We start from the raw sequence: 17,010 nt of genomic DNA, 5'->3' as shown, positions 1-17,010 counted from the left end.
CGGTGAAAGTCGCACGCCGGGTTCGGAGAGCGGCCCGGGGAAACGGAGCAGCGGCAACGCCGCCACCGCGCCCCGGGCCGACTCAACCACATCCGACACTGGGCCGACGGCGGCGCCACGAGCCTCGACAACGCCGTCCTCCTCTGCGGCCACCATCACCGCCACATCCACCACAGCGACTGGAACGTCCGGCTCGGCGGTGATGGCCAGCCGGTCTTCGTTCCACCCGCCTGGCTTGATCCCGAGCAGATTCCCCGACGCAACCACTACCACCGGCGTACATGAGCCAACCCGCGCCAACGGCCGACCCCGGACCGGCAACCATGCCCGCTACCGGAGCGTGGACGGTGGAGATGCGCGGTACGGTCCGCTGACCGGCGGTCGGCGGCAACGCCACGGACCCGCTGGAGAGCCGCAGGAGGCGCGAGATGGAGCTGACCGAACCGACCGTCTGGAACGCGGAGCGGTTGGAGCTGGGCGAGGGGGTACGCTGGGTCGACAACCGGCTGGTCCTCGTCGACCTGCTGGCCGGGCGCCTGCTGGAGACCGGCGGCGACCGGCCCGGCCCACTACGCGAGCTGCGCCGCCTCGACGTTCCGCTCGGCGCGGTCGCCCCGGTGGCCGACCGGCCCGGCGATTGGCTGGCCGCCGCCGGCACGGGCATCGCCGTGCTGCCCGCCGCCGGTGAACCCCGGCCGGTCGCCGACCTGGTGGCCGACGCGCCCGAGCCCACCCGGATGAACGACGCGGTCGCCGACCCGCACGGCCGCTTCTGGGCCGGCAGCATGACGTACGCCGGCGGCCCCGGCGGGGGCACGCTGTACCGGCTCGACCCAGGCACGGCACCGGTGCCCGCGGTGACCGGCCTGTCCATCCCGAACGGGCCGGCCTTCGACGCCACCGGCACCACCATGTACCTGGCGGACACGCCGCGCGGCGCGATCGACCGGTTCGCCGTCGACCCGGCCACCGGCGACCTGCACGGGCGGGCGCCGTTCGTGCGACTCGCAGCGGGCGAGGGCAGCCCGGACGGGATGACCGTCGACGCGGCGGACCACCTCTGGATCGCGCTGTGGGGCGGCTCGGCCGTCCGCCGCTACCGGCCCGACGGCACCCTGGACCGGGAGATCCGGCTACCGGCGGTCCAGCCGACCGGCATCTGCCTGGGCGGCTCCGACCTGCGGCGACTCTTCATCGGCACCGCCTCGATCGGCCTCACGCCGGCCGGTCCCACGGACGGCGCGCTGCTCGCGGTCGACGTCGCCGTGCCCGGCCTGCCGATCTCGTACGCCCGCGCCGCCTGACACAACCCGGCGCGGGTCGCCCCCGAACGGCCCGCACGAGCCGCACGAGCAGCCCGGCGGCACGAGCAGCCTGGCAGCCCGAGCAGCCTGGCAGCCCGAGCAGCGAGCAGCACGGCGGAGGCATATCGGACGCCGGGGCGGGAATAGCCACGCCGGAAGCGGCAGTGGGTCGACCATCAGGGGGGCTGGACGATGAGCACCATGGGACGTGCGGCGTGAACGGGCCGGTCGGTGACGAGCCGCTCGGCGAACTGGAGCTGGTGCACACGTTCACCGGGCCGATGCCGACCGGGGTGAGCGTCTCGCACCAGGGTCGGATCTTCATCAACTTCCCGCAGTGGAGCGACGACCCGCACGTCAGCGTGGTCGAGCTGCGCGACGGCCAGGAGGTGCCCTACCCCGATCAGGCGTGGAACAGCCCATCCGGCGTCGACGACGCGGGCGCGTTCGTGTCCGTGCAGAGCATCGTGGTGGACCCGGCGGACCGGCTGTGGGTGGTGGACACCGGCAGCCCGAAATTCCAGCCGACGAAGCCGGGTGGGCCGAAGCTGGTCCGGATCGACCTGGACACCGACACGGTGGCCCAGGTGATCACTTTTCCGCAGGACGTGGCGCCCTCGACGACGTACCTGAACGACGTGCGGTTCGACCTGCGCAAGGGCGAGGCCGGGGTCGCCTACATCACCGACTCGACGGACTCCGGGCCGAACGGGATCATCGTGGTGGACCTGGCCAGCGGGGCCTCCTGGCGGCGGCTGCACGACCACCCGTCCACGAAGGCGGACCCGGTGACGACCTTCCGTCCGTTCGTCGAGGGCCGTCCGCTGATGAACCAGCCGCCTGACGGGCCGTCGAAGCCGTTGGCGATGGGCTCCGACGGCATCGCCATCTCGGCGGACGGCGCCCGGCTGTACTACTCCCCGCTGATGTCCCGACACCTGCACAGCGTCTCGGCCGACGCGTTGGCGGACCCGTCGGTAACCCAGGAGGCGGTCGCCGCGACGGTCGTCGACGAGGGGGACAAGGGCACCGGGTCGGACGGGTTGGAGTCCGACGACAAGGGGCGGCTCTACTTCACCTCGTACGAGCACAACGCGGTGCTGCGGCGGCTCCCGGACGGCGAGTACGAGACCTTCGTGCACGACCCGCGGCTGCTCTGGCCGGACACGATGTCGGTGGCGACCGACGGGTACCTGTACGTGACGGCGAACCAACTGCACCGGCAGCCGCAGTACCAGCGGGGCCAGGACCTGCGACGCAAGCCGTACGGGCTGTTCCGTGTCCGCGTCGACGCCGGCCCGGTGCTGCTGCGCCCCTGACCGGCAGGGACGCAGCCCGGGCCTCCGGGTAGGCCCGGGTCAGTCCACCGGCAGGGTGCGGTCCAGCAGGTCGAACAGGGCCACCCAGTGCCGTTCGGTGCCCTCCTCGTGGTACATGGGGGTGTCGGCCATCGTGAAGCCGTGGTGGGCGCCCTCGTACACCTCGGAGCGGTAGCGCACGCCCGCGGCGTCGAGCGCCTTCTCCAGCGTGGCGATCTGCTCGGGCGTCATGGACTGGTCCGCGTCGGCGTGCCCGAAGTACAGCTCGCCGGTGATGGCGCCGACGCCCAGGTGCGGGCTGTCCGGCGCGTCGGTGACGACCCGTCCGGCGTGGAAGCTGGCAACGGCGGCGATCCGGTCCGGGTACGCCTCGATGGCCCACAGCGCGTTCGTTCCGCCCATGCAGTAGCCGGTGATCGCCACCGGACCCGGCCGGACGTCGTCGCGGGCGGCCAGGAAGTCCAGGAACGCCCCGGTGTCCCGGCTGATCACCTCCCGGGTCAACGCCCCGATCAGCGGCACGATCTTCTCGAAGAGGGCACCCCGCTGGTCGGCCTCGCCGAGCCGCGACAGGTCGAACAGCGGCGCCCGGCCGGCCCGGTAGAACAGGTGGGGCGTAAGCACCAGGTAGCCGCGTTCGGCGATCCGCTCGGCCATCTCCACCAGACGGGGCCGGGGGCCGAAGGCGTCCATGAAGAGCAGCACGGCCGGGAACGGGCCGTCACCGTCAGGCCGGGTCAGGCTCGCGTCCGCCGTTCCGTCGCTGGTCGGGATGTCCACGGTCGTCGTCTGCACCGAGCCTCCTCGTACGCCGATCTTGGTCGGTTCCGACGTTACTCGCCCCGCCGGCGTGGCCGACACCGCTCCAGCGCGGAGGCGATACGGAGGCGATACGGAGGCGGTGCGGAGGCGGTGCGGCGTCAACGACGCGTCAAGAATCGGCGGGCACCCGTCGAAACGGCGTATCGGCGGCCCCTTCGCCGCCGGTGGACGGTGACGATGGGTCCATGAGCCCTTGGCGGATGACGCGTTGGGAACGCGGGAATGTGTCGCCCGACACCGACGGCGACGGCGACCCGATCGAGCCGGCGGCCGGCGTGGGGACACCCGAACGCCGGCACGAGGCCCTGGTCAGCGTTCAGCTCGGGCCGTCCGCGCCCGGCAGCCACCTGGTGGAGTACCTGCGGCACGAGCCGTGCGCCGTCGACGCGTGGTGGATCGCCGCCGATGTCGACGCCGTGGTGCGGCTCTCCGCGAACAGCATGACCGTGCTGCATCGCGCCGTGGCCGACCTGCGTCTGCGCGCCGGGGTGGAGGTGGTCGAGGCCAACTACATCCTCCGCGCGCTCGACCTGTCCCGGCCGGCCGAGCGGCGCGACGACGCACCGGTGTGGGCGGTGTCCGCCGCATGAGCCCGATCGTCTACGTCGTTCCGGTGCGTGCGCTGCCGGGACGACTGCTGGGGATGCTGCGGACCGGGCGTACGCCCCAGGGCGAGCGGGTGGGTATCGCCTTCACCCGACCCGACCTGCTGGTCACCGCGATGGGCGCCGACCAGGCCTGGGAGGAGCTGTGCGAGTCGGCCCTGCGCGGCATGCTGCGGCCGCTCGGCATCGACCGGATCCAGGTCGACCCGCTGCTGGTGGCGCCACCGGTCGACGAGAGCATCGGCGACAGGGCGCCGAGCACCTCCGCCCCCGTTCAGGCCGGCACGAAGCGCACCGCGTCGGCGACCACGTAGCCGTCGGTGTTCTCGGTGCGGATCAGCACGCTCCCGTCGCTGCCCGCCGTGAACGGGTAGGTGCCCAGCGCCACCCACTGGCCGCCGGACTGCCGCTGGTCGACGGTCCGGGTGGTCACCCCACCGGAGTACGTGATGTCCACCGGCACGTTCGTCGCCCGGTTCGGGTGCCCGGTCCAGCGCAGCTGCACCGTCCACGACCCGGAGGTCGGCAGGGTCGGGCGGAACCGCAGCCGGTTGACGCCCTTGGCGGTGTTGCCGTCGTGTTCGTAGTCGGCGCCGTAGTAGCCGCCGACGTCGACGCTGCGCACCCACGTCCCGGCCCGGGTGATCCCGCTGGCCGCTGCGTTGTCCAGGATCACCTCGCCAGGCGTACCCCAGTCGAGCACCGCGCCGTCCTGACGGAGCCGGGCCTGGAGGGCGGGTACGGAGATGGTCTGCACGGGGAGGTTGCCGGTGAGCGCCAGGGACGCCGCGGTGGCCGCCGCCTGCCCGAGGATCATGAACACGGGTTCCATCCGGATCGAGCCGTACGCGATGTGGCTGGCCGAGAGGCAGACCGGCACGAGCAGGTTGGCGCACTGTGCCTCGTGCGGGACGATCGCGCGGTAGCTCACCGGGTACGGCTGCGGGACGCTGATCTGCACGTCCCCCTCGTTGCGGACCCGGCCGTCGACGACGACCCGCTGACAGTTGTGCGAGTCCATCGTGTAGCTGGCCAGACCCACGGAGTCGGTGGCGCGTACCCGGCCCCGGCAGTCGGCCTCGGTCATGACGTACGCGGAGACCATCCGGCGCGCCTCGCGGATGTAGAGCAGCGGCGGCCAGCCACTCGTGCCGGTGAACTCGTCGACCGGCAGCCCCCACCGGGCGGTCGACTCACGCACCGAGGCCGGCAGCCGGGGATCGTTGGCCAGGAACCACATCAGCCCCTGCTGGTACGTGCGGTGCTCCGCGATGATGCTCTCCCGGGCGGCCCAGCTCGCCGTCGGGTACGCGTAGTTGAAGCCGATGTCGTCGGTGGAGACAGCGCCGTTGTTGTTGGAGTCGGTCTTGCCGCCGCCGATCGAGTTGCTGGTGAAGTACGGCCCGGTGTAGCCGGCCTGGATGTGGCGCAGCAGCAGCTCGTACCGGATCGGGTCGTAGCCGGACGGCCTGCCGAACGGGATGCGGTTCGCCGCCTGGGTCAGGCACATCCGGAAGCAGTACGCCTGGATGCGGTCGTCGCCGCTGCCCTGCGGGGCGAGTGGTGTGGTGGAGATGCCCGGCAGCAGGCCGCTGGCGGGCGAGCCGGCCGTGACGTACGGGTCGACGGGGTAGACGAACTGGTGGGTGCTGCGGGACTGCACCCCGTTGATCGTCTCGCCGTAGGTCTCGTTGGACTCCCGCCCGACGGTGAACCCCACCCCGGCCATGGCCAACAGGTCGCCCTCGTAGGTGGCGTCCACGAACATCGCACCCCGGTAGACCGAGCCGTCCTCGGTGCGCAGCTCGGTGATCCGGTTGCCGGTGCGGCCGAGGCCGGCCAGTCGGGCGTCGACGATCACCGGGACGTCCGCCTCGGCCAGCATCTCCGCGAAGACCTCGGTGGCGACGTGCGGTTCGAAGGTCATCCGCAGCGGGGACGTCGGGGTGCGGGTTCCGCCGTGGTACTTGACGTACACCCGGCGGTAGAACTCGGCCGCCAGCCCGCCGATGGACGCCTGGACGCCGGTGTCGGTGGCGCCGAGCCCGGCGGTGCTCAGCCCGCCGACGTGCCGGGTGGGCTCGACCACCACGGCGGTACGGCCGAGCCGGCGCATGGTGATCGCGGCGGCCAGCCCGCCGGAGGTGGCACCGTAGACGACCAGGTCGGCAGCGGTGACGGCGGCTCGGGCCGGGCCGGCGCGGAACGGGTCGGCCAGGCCGGCCAGGACGAGACCGGCGCCGCCGGCGGTCAACAGCCGGCGACGGGACAGGGGTAGGGACACGGCGAACTCCATCGGGGTAACCGGAGGGGACGGTTACAGAAGCACGCCGCTGCCGCTGCGATACGCAATTCTTCAATCTCTTCGGGCGGGTGTCAACGGGTCAGGGACGGTAGCGGTAACCCATCCCAGGCTCGGTGATGAGGTGGCGGGGACGGGCCGGATCGTCCTCCAACTTGCGCCGGAGCTGGGCCAGGTACTGCCGCAGGTAGTTGGTCTCGTTCTGGTACTCCGGCCCCCACACCTCCTGCAGGAGCTGGCGCTGGCTGACCAGCTTGCCGGGGTGGCGCAGCAGCTTCTCCAGCACGCCCCACTGCGTGGGGGTCAGCTTGACCTCGGTGTCGTCGTCGCGCCACACGCGGTGGTCGGCCAGGTCGACGGTGTGCCGCCCGATCCGTAGCGCCGGCACGGCCTCGCTGGGCGCGCCGAGCCGCCGGGTCACCGCGCGGATGCGGGCCAGCAGCTCCTCCACGCCGAACGGCTTGGTGACGTAGTCGTCGGCACCGGCGTCGAGCGCGGCGACCTTGTCCTCGCTGCCCGCCCGGCCGGAGAGCACGATGATCGGTACGGCGGTCCAGCCGCGCAGGCCCCGGATCACCTCCACACCGTCGATGTCGGGCAGGCCGAGGTCGAGGACCACCAGGTCGGGCGGGTGACTGGCGGCGGCCTTCAACGCGGCGGCCCCGGTTGCGGCGACGTCCACGTCGTACCGGCGGGCGCGCAGGTTGATCCGCAGCGCCCGCAGGATCTGCGGTTCGTCGTCGACGACCAGGATGCGCGTCATTTCTGCGGCTCCTCCGGGCTGGTCTGCGCGGCGGCGGGCAGCCGCAGCACCATGGTGAGCCCACCACCGGGGGTGGTCTCCGGGGTGATGCTGCCACCCATCGCCTCGGCCAACCCTCGGGACAGGGCGAGCCCGAGGCCGACGCCGGTCTGGTTGTCCCGGTCACCGAGTCGCTGGAACGGCAGGAAGACGTGCTCCCACTTGTCTTCCGGGATGCCCGGCCCCCGGTCGATGACCCGCAGCTCCACCTGGCCGGCGTGCGCGCTGGCGGTGATCGTGGGCGGCTGGTCGGGCGGGCTGTAGCGCAACGCGTTCGCGATGACGTTGACCAGCACCCGTTCCAGCAGGCCCGGGTCGGCGGTCGCGGCCGGCAGGTCGGCCGGGATGTCCGTCGCGACGGTCGCGGCCGCGGGGCCAAGTTCGTCCAGAGCCAGGGGTACGGCGTCCTCCAGGCCGATGGCGGTCGACGTGATGCCCAGTGCGCCGGCCTGGAGACGGCTCATGTCCAGCAGGTTCGCGACCAGCCGGGCGAGGCGGTCCAGTGACTCCTCGGCGGTCTCCAGCAACTCCTCGCGGTCGGCCTCGTCGAACTCGATGTCGTGACTGCGCAGGCTGGTCACCGCCGCCTTCGCCGACGCCAGCGGCGTACGCAGATCGTGGCTGACCGCCGCGAGCAGCGCGGTGCGCATCCGGTCGGCCTCGGCGAGCGGCCGGGCGGTGGCGGCCTCCTCGGCGAGCCGTTCCTGGCGTAGCGCGACGGCGGCCTGGGCGGCGAACGCCTCGACGATCCGCCGGTCGGCGGCCTCCAACCGCCGGCCGCTGAGCACGACGGTGATCCGCTCGTCGACGGGTACCGCCGTCTCGCCGTCGTCGGGCGTGCAGGCCGCCTGCTCGCCGACGCTGGCCACGACGCACCAGGCGTGCTCCTCGCGGGCCCGCTCGGGGCGGCCGCTGGCCTCCTCGGCCAGCTCCAGCAGGCTCACCGCGCGCAGTCCGAAGGTCTCCCGGAGCTGGTCCAGCAGCGCGGGCAGCGGGCGTTCGCCGCGCAGCACGCCGCCGGCGACGGCGGCGAGGGTCTGCGCGTCGGCGGCGGCACGCGCGGCCTCGCGGGTACGCCGGGCGGCCACGTCGACGATCCAGCTCACCGCGAGGGCCACCCCGACGAAGACGGCCAGGGCGAGCAGGTTGTCGGCCTCGGCGATGGTGAGAGTCCGGTACGGCGGGGTGAAAAACCAGTTGAGCAGCAGCGAACCGCCGAGCGCGGCGACCAGCGCCGGCCACACCCCGCCGACCAGCGCGACCCCGACCACCCCGGCGAGGAACAGCAGGATGTCGTTGGTGAGGGTCAGGTCGGGCAGCGCCTTGAGCAGCAGCGTGAGCAGGGACATGCCGAGCACCGCCAGGCCGAAGCCGAGCAGTCGACGACGGCGGGACAGCGCCGCCGGCACGGCCGCCGCCCGCCGGCCCTTGCCGGCCTGCTTGTGGGTGACCAGGTGTACGTCGATCGAGCCGGAGAGCGCGGTGGTGGTCACCCCGACGCCCCGGGCGAAGATCTGCGCGAGGCGACCCCGCCGACTCGCGCCGAGCACGAGTTGGGTGGCGTTCACGCCCTGGGCGAAGTCGAGCAGCGCGGCCGGCACGTCGGTGCCGAGCACCTGGTGGTACGTGCCTCCCAGGCTCTCCACGAGCACGCGTTGGCGGGCGAGCTGGGCCGGGTCGGCGCCGGCCAGACCGTCGCTGCGGGCCACGTGTACGGCGAGCAGGTCGGCGCCCTTGCTGCGGGCGGCGATCCGGGCCGCCCGGCGGATCAGCGTCTCGCCCTCCGGGCCGCCGGTCAGCGCGACCACGACGCGTTCCCGGGCCTCCCAGGTGGCGGCGATGCCCTGCTGGCTGCGGTACCTGTCGAGCTGCTCGTCGACCTTGTCGGCCAGCCAGAGCAGCGCCAGTTCGCGCAGCGCGGTGAGGTTGCCGACCCGGAAGTAGTTGCCGAGCGCGGCGTCGATCTTGTCGGGTCGGTAGATGTTGCCGTGCGCCATCCGCCGGCGCAGCGCCTCCGGGGTCATGTCGACAAGCTCGACCTGCTCGGCGGCGCGGACGATCTCGTCCGGCACGGTCTCCCGCTGGGTGGTGCCGGTGATCTGGGCGACGACGTCGTTCACGGATTCCAGGTGCTGCACGTTGACCGTGGACAGCACGTCGATCCCGGCGTCCAGCAGCTCCTGGACGTCCTGCCAGCGCTTGTCGTGCCGGGCGCCGGGCACGTTGCTGTGAGCCAGCTCGTCGACGACCACGATCTCCGGCCGGCGGGCCAGCACCGCGTCCACGTCCATCTCGGTGAACTCGACGCCCCGGTAGGTCATCGCCCGACGGGGCACCTGCTCCAGGTCGCCGACCATCGCGGCGGTGTGCTGGCGGCCGTGGGTCTCCACGAAACCGATCACCACGTCGGTGCCGCGCGCAGCCCGCCGCTGGGCCTCCTCCAACATGGCGTACGTCTTGCCGACGCCGGGAGCAGCCCCGAGATAGATGCGTAGTTCTCCGCGTGACACGGGAACCATCCTCCCTGGTCAGAGTGGCGGGCGGGGCCGCGCCGGTCGGCACGGCCCCGCCCACGGGACGCTCAGCGCGCGGCGAACTGCTTGTCGAGGGCGACGTTGAGTTCCAGCACGTTCACGCCGGGCTCGCCCATGAAGCCGAGCCCCCGCCCATCGGTGTGCTCCTCGATGAGCCTGCGGACCGCCGCCGGGTCCGCGCCACGCTCCCGCGCGACCCGGTTGACCTGCAACTCGGCGTACGCCGGGCTGATCTGCGGGTCGAGGCCGCTGGCGCTGGAGGTGACCGCGTCGCCGGGCACGGCCGGGTCGGCCGGCGCGTCACCCCGGATCGGGGTGACCACCCCGCCGGCCGCCACGTAGTCCTCGCCCGGCTTGGCCAGCTCCACCGCGACCCCCTGGTACGAGGTGACGAACGGTGTCGCCGGGGCGACCTGGTTGACGCTGACCACCCGGGTGACCGGGCCGGTCAGACCGTCGGCGCGGAAGACGGCGAGCACGGCGCCCACCCCGTCGTCGGTGCAGTAGGGCCGCCGCCCGTCGACGCCGTTCAGCTCGCCGACGGCCTTGCTGCGCCCGCAGACCTGGGTGAGCAGGCTCTCGCTGGACTCCTCCGGGTCGGTGGCGATGGTGTCGACCACGCTCTCCGGCCCGAGGTTGCTGGCCGAGGTGGACGTCGGGTCGTAGCCGTCACCGGCGGCCGACGGACGGGACTGGAAGTAGCGCGGGACGGGGTTGCCGTCCGCGTCGGTGAAGGACTGGCCGATCAGCGAGCTGCCGACGGTGGTGCCGCCCGAGGTGATCAGCGAGCCGTCGGCCCTGTGGTCGAGGCCGGGCAGCTGGCCGAGCGCGACCAGGGCCAGTGGGTAGACCAGGCCGAGCAGCACCGTGAAGACGAGCAGTGCGCGCAGGGCGGCGAGGTGTTGGGCGATCCAGGTGGGTAGGCGCATCACGAAATCCCCGGGACGAACTGGATGAGCAGGTCGATGAGCTTGATCCCGATGAACGGCACGATGATGCCGCCCAGGCCGTAGACCAGCAGGTTGCGGCTGAGCAGCTTCGACGCGGCGGCCGGCCGGTACCGCACGCCGCGCAGGGCGAGCGGGATCAGCGCGATGATCACCAGGGCGTTGAAGATGACGGCGGACAGGATCGCCGACTCCGGGCTGGCCAGCCGCATGACGTTCAGCGCGTCCAGGCTCGGATAGAGGCCGGCGAACATGGCCGGGATGATCGCGAAGTACTTCGCGATGTCGTTGGAGATGCTGAACGTGGTCAGCGCTCCCCGGGTGATCAGCAACTGCTTGCCGATCTCCACGATCTCGATGAGCTTGGTCGGGTCGGAGTCGAGGTCGACCATGTTGCCGGCCTCCTTGGCGGCCGACGTACCGGTGTTCATGGCGACCCCGACGTCGGCCTGTGCGAGCGCCGGCGCGTCGTTGGTGCCGTCACCGGTCATCGCGACCAGCCGGCCACCCTCCTGCTCCCGCTTGATCAGCGCGAGCTTGTCCTCCGGCGTCGCCTCGGCCAGGAAGTCGTCCACCCCGGCCTCGTCGGCGATGGCCTTCGCGGTACGCGGGTTGTCACCGGTGATCATCACGGTCCGGATGCCCATCCGGCGCATCTCGTCGAACCGCTCGCGCATACCGGACTTGACCACGTCCTTGAGGTGGATGACGCCCAGGGCGCGGGCGGGCTCACCATCGACGTGCTCCGCGACGACCAGCGGGGTGCCGCCGGTGCCGCTGATCGCGTCCACGATCTCGCCGACCTGCTCGGTCGGGTGGCCGCCGTTCTCGCGTACCCACTTCATGACCGCCGCGGCGGCGCCCTTGCGGACCCGACGGCCGGTGCCCGACGCGCCGCCGTCGACGCTGGCGTCCGGGGTCAGGTCGACGCCGCTCATCCGAGTCTGTGCGGTGAACGGCACGAACGTGGCGTGCGGCATGACGCCGGGCTCGCGTTCGCGCAGTCCGAACTCGTTCTTCGCCAGCACGACGACCGAGCGCCCCTCCGGGGTCTCGTCGGCCAGACTGGAGAGCTGCGCGGCGTCGGCCACTGTCGCGGCGTCGACGCCCTCGACCGGTACGAACTCGGCGGCCTGCCGGTTGCCCAGCGTGATGGTGCCGGTCTTGTCCAGCAGCAGGGTGTTGACGTCGCCGGCCGCTTCGACGGCCCGACCGCTCATCGCCAGCACGTTGCGTTGGACCAGGCGGTCCATGCCGGCGATGCCGATGGCCGACAGCAGCGCGCCGATGGTGGTGGGGATCAGGCAGACCAGCAGCGAGACCAGTACGACGCCGGTCACGCCGGCGCCGGTGATCGCGCCGCTGTCCGGAGCCGCGGCCTGGTACGCCTTCGAGAAGATCGCCAACGGCTGGAGGGTGACCACGGCCAGCAGGAAGATGACCGTGAGCGCGGCGAGCAGGATGTTCAGCGCGATCTCGTTCGGCGTCTTCTGCCGGTTGGCGCCCTCGACCAGGGCGATCATCCGGTCGATGAAGCTCTCCCCCGGCTTCTGGGTGATCTTCACGATGATCCGGTCGGACAGCACCTTCGTGCCACCGGTGACCGCGCTGCGGTCGCCGCCGGACTCCCGGATGACCGGGGCCGACTCGCCGGTGATGGCCGACTCGTCGACGCTGGCGATGCCCTCGACGATGTCGCCGTCGCCCGGGACGATCCCGCCCGCCTCGATGAGCACGATGTCGCCCTGGCGCAGCTCCGGCGCGGGTACCGCCTCGTCGCGGTAGGTGTTGGCCCGTGCGCCGGGCTTCCAGTCGATCAGCCGGGTGGCGATGGTGTCCTTCTTCGCCTGCCGCAGCGTCGCGGCCTGGGCCTTGCCCCGGCCCTCGGCGACCGCCTCGGCCAGGTTGGCGAAGATCACTGTCAACCACAGCCAGACGGTGATCGCCCAGGCGAACACCGACGGGTCGGCCACCGCCAGCACGGTGGTGAAGGCCGCGCCGACCTCGACGATCAACATCACCGGGTTGCGCCACATCGTGGCCGGGTTGAGCTTGCGGACGGCGTCCGGCAGGGACCGGAGCAGTTGCTGGGGGTCGAGCAGGCCTCCGCCGATCCGGTTGCCCTGATCGGTTCCGGTGACGGGTTGCCCGGATGTCACGGACATGTCCTCGTTCCTCATGGTGGTCACAGCCCCTCCGCCAGCGGGCCGAGCGCGAGCGCGGGCAGGAAGGTCAGCGCGACGAGGACCACGGTGACGCCGACGACCATTCCGATGAACAGCGGTTTGTGGGTCGGCAGGGTGCCCTCGGACGCGGGGGTGGGTGCCTGGCGGGCCAGCGAGCCGGCCAGCGCGAGCACGAAGATGAGCGGCAGGAAGCGGCCCAGCAGCATGCACAGCGCCGTCGCGGTGTCCCACCAGGTGGTGTTGACGGTGATGCCGCCGAAGGCGGAGCCGTTGTTGTTGCTGGCCGAGGTGAACGCGTACAGCACCTCGGAGAGGCCGTGCGGGCCGACGTTGAGCGCCGTCGAGTTGTTGCCGGTGGCGAACGCGGCCGCCGTACCGACGAGCACCAGGATCGGCGTGATCAGGAAGTAGAGCGAGGCAAACTTGATCTCCCGCGAGCCGATCTTCTTGCCCAGGTACTCGGGAGTGCGACCGACCATCAGCCCGGCCACGAAGACCGTGATCACCGCGAGGATCAGCAGACCGTAGAGGCCGGAACCGGTCCCGCCGGGCGCGACCTCGCCGAGCATCATGTTGACCATCGTCATCATGCCGCCGAGCGAGGTGAACGAGTCGTGGAACGAGTTGACCGCGCCGGTCGAGGTGAGCGTGGTGGCGGCGGCGAAGGTTGCCGAGTTCGACACGTCGAACCGCACCTCCTTGCCCTCCAGCGCCGCGCCGACGGCCTGCGGGACCGTGCCGTGGCCGGCCAGCTCGAAGACGTTGGTGATGACGACGCTGAGGAACGCGAGGATGCCCATCACCGCGGCGATGGCGTAGCCCTGCCGGTTCTGCCCGACCATCCGGCCGAAGACCCGGGGCAGGCTGAACGGGATCAGGAAGATCAGGAAGATCTGGAGCCAGTTCGTCCAGGTGGTGGGGTTCTCGAACGGGTGGGCGCTGTTGACGTTGTAGAAGCCGCCGCCGTTGGTGCCCAACTCCTTGATCACTTCCTGGCTGGCGACCGGGCCGCCGGTGACGGTCTGGGCGCCGCCGGTCAGGGTGCTCACGTCGGTGCCGGCGGAGAGGTTCTGCACCACCCCGCCGATCATCAGCGCGATCGCGCCGAGCACCGCGATCGGCACCAGGATGCGCAGCGTGATCCGGATCAGGTCGACCCAGAAGTTGCCGAGCTGCCCGGTGCGACTGCGGGCGAAGCCGCGGACCAGCGCGACCGCCACCGCGATGCCGACCGCCGCCGAGACGAAGTTCTGCACGGCCAGGCCGGCCATCTGCACGAGGTGGCCCATCGTCGACTCACCCGAGTACGACTGCCAGTTCGTGTTCGTCACGAACGACACGGCCGTGTTCCACGCGCCGTGCGGCACCACCGGGTCGAAGCCCAGCGACAGCCACAGGTGGTTCTGCACCCGCTGGAACAGGTACAGGAACAGGATCGAGACGGCCGAGAACGCCAGCACGCTGCGGGCGTACACGCCCCAGGTCTGCTCGGCGGTCGGGTTGACCCCGACGAGGCGGTAGATACCCCGCTCGACGCGCGACTGCCTCGTCCCGGAGACCGCCCGGAACATGTAGTCGCCGAACGGCTTGTAGACGGCCACCAGGGCCGCCACCAGCGTCAGCACGAAGATGACGCCCGCTGTTGTCATGGTCATCAGAAGCGCTCCGGAAACAGCAGGGCGAACACCAGGAACGCGCCCAGGACGATCGCGAGCACCAGACCAACCGCGTTTGCCGCGTTCACAGCTTCTCCACCGCCCGGACCACCAGGGCGAGCACTGCGAACAGCGCCACCGTGAGGACCACGAACACCACGTCAGACACGCTGACTCCTCTTACCGGAAAGGTTCGTCGCGACCGCCTTCCGGTCGCGCCGGGCAAGCAAAGCTCGGGTGCCCACCGGGCGACAGGGGTCATAACGCGACCGTGACGGGGGTGCGCGTTTTCTTGACGCGGTTTTCACGCGCGCGCCTGATCAGGTGAAATGCGGCACAGAGCCGAGGGGCCGAGGGGGCCGAGGGGTGGGTGTCCGTCCTTTGCTCTGCTTCAGCCCAGGAGACAGAAAGGCTCCGAAACTGTTGCGCCGGTTGAAGCAGAGCAAAGGGGCCGAAGGGAGGGTGGTCACGGGCGGCCAGGCCCCCGGGGCGCGGCGGGTCAGGCCGGGCGGCGGGCCACCAGCACGTCGCGCATGATCGACTGGTCGACCCGGTGCCGCAACGCGCGGTAGGGCTCGTCGTCGACCACTGTCAGGCCGGCGTCGGCCAGTGCGGCCGCCGCGTCGTCCCGGCTCGCGACATGGGTGTTCCACGAGATGCCGAGCGCGCCGCCGGGGCGCAGCAACCGGGCCCAGACCGGCGCGGCGTCCGCGAGCAGCGCCAGCGGATCACGTGACAAGCCCTTGTCGGCGGTACGACTGCCGTGCTGTACGCCGTACGGCGCGTCGGCGACCACCACGTCGACGGTCTCCGGGCGGAAGAACTCACCGGCCCGGGTGGTGTCGGCGTTCACCACGTCCAGCAACTGCGTGCGGCCCGCCTTGTGCTCCTCGCGCGTCGGGGCCAGCTCGATGCGTACCCGCCGGCCGACCACCTTGCGCTCGCGCCGCACCGGTCCCGACTCCAGCACCCGGTGCTTGACGCGCTTCTGCTTCAGCCAGGTGGTGACGAACGCCCGGTACGCCTCGACGTCCTTCTGATCGCGCTCGATGCCAGCCGCGTCGAAGCCGTACATCAGCGCCTGGTTGAGGGTGGTGCCCCGACCGCAGAGCGGGTCGAGCACGCGGAACCGGCGGTCGGTCAGCTCGCCGGCCCAGTCCGACGCGAGCAGGGTGACGTTGAGCAGCAGCTTGGTGAACTGCTCGTTGGTCTTACCCGCGTACTTCTGGATGGTGAGCAGGTCGTCGTCGTAGCGGTCCAGCCGGCTCCAGTCGACCGGGCGCAGCAGGTCGCCGACGATCTCGAACAGTGCGTACCCGGCGGAGAGATTGCCCAGGACGGCCAGGTCCCGTTCGGTCAGCCCGTCGCCGGCGAACGTGACGTACGTCGCGCCACCGACGACCTCGGTGTCCAGCTCGTCGATCCGGCCGTCGAGCGCCGATCGGCCGAAGATCTCCAGCTCGGCCCGGGTGAGGTCGATGGCGGAGCGGGCGTACACCCGGTTGGTGGCGGGCAGGATCAGCAGGCCGTAGCGCGTCATGATCGGGCGAGTATTCCACAACGGGTGACGGTCGCCGGGAACCGGAGCGGTCTGCGGACCGACTACCCACACATGGGGTGTGAGCAGTGGCGGGAGGTCCTGTCCGCGCAGTTGGACGGGGAAGAGACCGCCGTCGAACGGGCGGCGGCGCAGGGGCACCTGGACGAGTGCGCCCAGTGCCGGGCGTGGTTCGCGACGGCGGCGGCGGTAACGCGCCGCGTTCGTACCCGATTGGTCACTGATGTCCCCGACCGGACCGACGCGATCCTGGCCGCCCTCGGCGGCGCTGCCGCTGCCGGCGGGGTCGCCGACACCGGTGACACGCCTGCGGCCCGACGGTCGCGGTGGCGGCCCCACCTGCCCGGACGCGGCGCCCTCGTGCTCGGGCTGCGCGCGGCGCTCGGGCTGCTCGGCGCGGTTCAACTGGTCCTCGGCCTGGCCCAGGTGGGCCGGGGAGCTACCGCCGAGCACCTGCACGCCTCCGGCCAGCACCTGTGGCACGAGTCGGCCGCCTGGAACGTGGCGGTCGGGGCCGGCTTCCTCTTCGTGGCGGTTCGTCGCAGCCCGCCGGCGGGGCTCCTGCCGATGCTCAGTGCGTTCGTCGGCACCCTGCTGCTGCTCTCGGTCAACGACCTGGCCACCGGGTCGGTCAGCGGGGAACGACTGGTCAGTCACGGTTTCCTGGTGGTCGGCTACCTGGTCACCGTGCTGCTGTCCCGCCCGGGGCTGCGTCCCGGCGGACCCGCCCCGCAGCGGCAACCGGCGCCGTCGCGCTGGCGGTTCGGCGCGGACGAGGCCGAGCGGCCCCTGCGGGTGGTCAACTCCGGGGCGTACCCGGCGCAGGCCGCCGACCGCCACGCCGCCCCGGCGGCGCGGACTGGCGACCGTCGGGCGGCCTGAGACCGTGTGTCAGTTGGGTTTGTTGCTGGTCAACAGGTTGAGTCGGTCGGCGCGGCGGTAGCAGATGAGAGCGCAGGCCAGGCGCAGGAATCCG

At 71.7% G+C, this 17,010-nt stretch carries 15 protein-coding genes; 6 read left to right on the top strand and 9 right to left on the bottom strand.

The features are described 5' to 3' along the window. Positions 1 to 90 precede the first annotated feature (90 nt). The 3 genes from ACGFH9_RS30465 (at position 91) to ACGFH9_RS30455 (ending at position 2,623) form a co-directional block, all read left to right on the top strand. A complete protein-coding gene (locus ACGFH9_RS30465; protein ID WP_393226213.1) occupies positions 91 to 285 on the top strand; it encodes a hypothetical protein in 195 nt (64 codons plus the stop codon). A gap of 143 nt (positions 286 to 428) precedes the next feature. Then, positions 429 to 1,304: an SMP-30/gluconolactonase/LRE family protein gene (locus ACGFH9_RS30460; protein ID WP_393226208.1), complete on the top strand. Its 876-nt coding sequence runs from the start codon at positions 429 to 431 to the stop codon at positions 1,302 to 1,304. Between the two features lie 215 nt (positions 1,305 to 1,519). Next, the gene (locus tag ACGFH9_RS30455; RefSeq protein ID WP_393226204.1) at positions 1,520 to 2,623 is read left to right on the top strand and encodes an L-dopachrome tautomerase-related protein; all 1,104 of its coding nucleotides are present in this window, start codon (positions 1,520 to 1,522) and stop codon (positions 2,621 to 2,623) included. 39 nt (positions 2,624 to 2,662) lie between these two features. On the opposite strand, the gene ACGFH9_RS30450 is transcribed toward ACGFH9_RS30455, so the two are convergent. Next, positions 2,663 to 3,418 (bottom strand): dienelactone hydrolase family protein, encoded by a 756-nt coding sequence (locus ACGFH9_RS30450; RefSeq protein ID WP_393226201.1) that lies wholly within the window; start codon positions 3,416 to 3,418, stop codon positions 2,663 to 2,665. 212 nt (positions 3,419 to 3,630) lie between these two features. On the opposite strand from ACGFH9_RS30450, the gene ACGFH9_RS30445 reads away from it, so the two are divergent. Together ACGFH9_RS30445 and ACGFH9_RS30440 are read left to right on the top strand one after the other, a co-directional pair. Next, a complete protein-coding gene (locus ACGFH9_RS30445) occupies positions 3,631 to 4,035 on the top strand; it encodes a hypothetical protein (RefSeq protein ID WP_393226199.1) in 405 nt (134 codons plus the stop codon). Then, positions 4,032 to 4,364 (top strand): SAV_915 family protein, encoded by a 333-nt coding sequence (locus tag ACGFH9_RS30440; RefSeq protein ID WP_393226196.1) that lies wholly within the window; start codon positions 4,032 to 4,034, stop codon positions 4,362 to 4,364. The genes ACGFH9_RS30445 and ACGFH9_RS30440 overlap by 4 nt, the downstream gene beginning before the upstream one ends. Here ACGFH9_RS30440 and ACGFH9_RS30435 read toward each other — a convergent pair. The 8 genes from ACGFH9_RS30435 to ACGFH9_RS30400 all read right to left on the bottom strand — a co-directional run bounded on the left by ACGFH9_RS30435 (position 4,325) and on the right by ACGFH9_RS30400 (position 16,016). Beyond that, positions 4,325 to 6,334, bottom strand: a complete 2,010-nt coding sequence (locus ACGFH9_RS30435) for an FAD-dependent oxidoreductase (RefSeq protein ID WP_393226194.1) — start codon at positions 6,332 to 6,334, stop codon at positions 4,325 to 4,327. The two genes, ACGFH9_RS30440 and ACGFH9_RS30435, sit on opposite strands and share 40 nt — an antisense overlap. A 100-nt stretch (positions 6,335 to 6,434) precedes the next feature. Beyond that, positions 6,435 to 7,115 carry a response regulator gene (locus ACGFH9_RS30430; RefSeq protein ID WP_393226192.1) on the bottom strand — a complete coding sequence of 227 codons (681 nt, stop codon included), beginning with the start codon at positions 7,113 to 7,115 and terminating at the stop codon, positions 6,435 to 6,437. Next, the gene (locus tag ACGFH9_RS30425) at positions 7,112 to 9,664 is read right to left on the bottom strand and encodes a DUF4118 domain-containing protein (RefSeq protein ID WP_393226189.1); all 2,553 of its coding nucleotides are present in this window, start codon (positions 9,662 to 9,664) and stop codon (positions 7,112 to 7,114) included. The genes ACGFH9_RS30430 and ACGFH9_RS30425 overlap by 4 nt, the downstream gene beginning before the upstream one ends. Before the next feature lie 71 nt (positions 9,665 to 9,735). Next, positions 9,736 to 10,617, bottom strand: a complete 882-nt coding sequence (locus ACGFH9_RS30420) for a potassium-transporting ATPase subunit C (RefSeq protein ID WP_393226186.1) — start codon at positions 10,615 to 10,617, stop codon at positions 9,736 to 9,738. Further along, positions 10,617 to 12,800: a potassium-transporting ATPase subunit KdpB gene (gene kdpB, locus ACGFH9_RS30415; RefSeq protein WP_393226183.1), complete on the bottom strand. Its 2,184-nt coding sequence runs from the start codon at positions 12,798 to 12,800 to the stop codon at positions 10,617 to 10,619. Before kdpB ends, ACGFH9_RS30420 begins: the two co-directional genes overlap by 1 nt. Before the next feature lie 20 nt (positions 12,801 to 12,820). Beyond that, a complete protein-coding gene (gene kdpA / locus ACGFH9_RS30410; protein WP_393226181.1) occupies positions 12,821 to 14,476 on the bottom strand; it encodes a potassium-transporting ATPase subunit KdpA in 1,656 nt (551 codons plus the stop codon). Continuing rightward, positions 14,476 to 14,565: a K(+)-transporting ATPase subunit F gene (gene kdpF, locus ACGFH9_RS30405; protein WP_355049123.1), complete on the bottom strand. Its 90-nt coding sequence runs from the start codon at positions 14,563 to 14,565 to the stop codon at positions 14,476 to 14,478. The genes kdpA and kdpF overlap by 1 nt, the downstream gene beginning before the upstream one ends. A 410-nt stretch (positions 14,566 to 14,975) precedes the next feature. Next, positions 14,976 to 16,016 (bottom strand): SAM-dependent methyltransferase, encoded by a 1,041-nt coding sequence (locus ACGFH9_RS30400; RefSeq protein ID WP_355235107.1) that lies wholly within the window; start codon positions 16,014 to 16,016, stop codon positions 14,976 to 14,978. A 72-nt stretch (positions 16,017 to 16,088) separates the two neighbouring features. Between ACGFH9_RS30400 and ACGFH9_RS30395 the strand changes: the two genes are divergently transcribed. Continuing rightward, positions 16,089 to 16,916, top strand: coding sequence for a zf-HC2 domain-containing protein (locus ACGFH9_RS30395; protein ID WP_393226211.1), 828 nt, complete (start codon positions 16,089 to 16,091; stop codon positions 16,914 to 16,916). Positions 16,917 to 17,010 lie beyond the last annotated feature (94 nt).

It is taken from the genome of Micromonospora sp. NPDC049102 (assembly GCF_043197485.1).
In the GTDB taxonomy this organism is placed as follows: domain Bacteria; phylum Actinomycetota; class Actinomycetes; order Mycobacteriales; family Micromonosporaceae; genus Micromonospora.
Note: the sequence above shows the minus strand (reverse complement) of the source record. Positions and strands in the feature narration are given on the sequence as shown.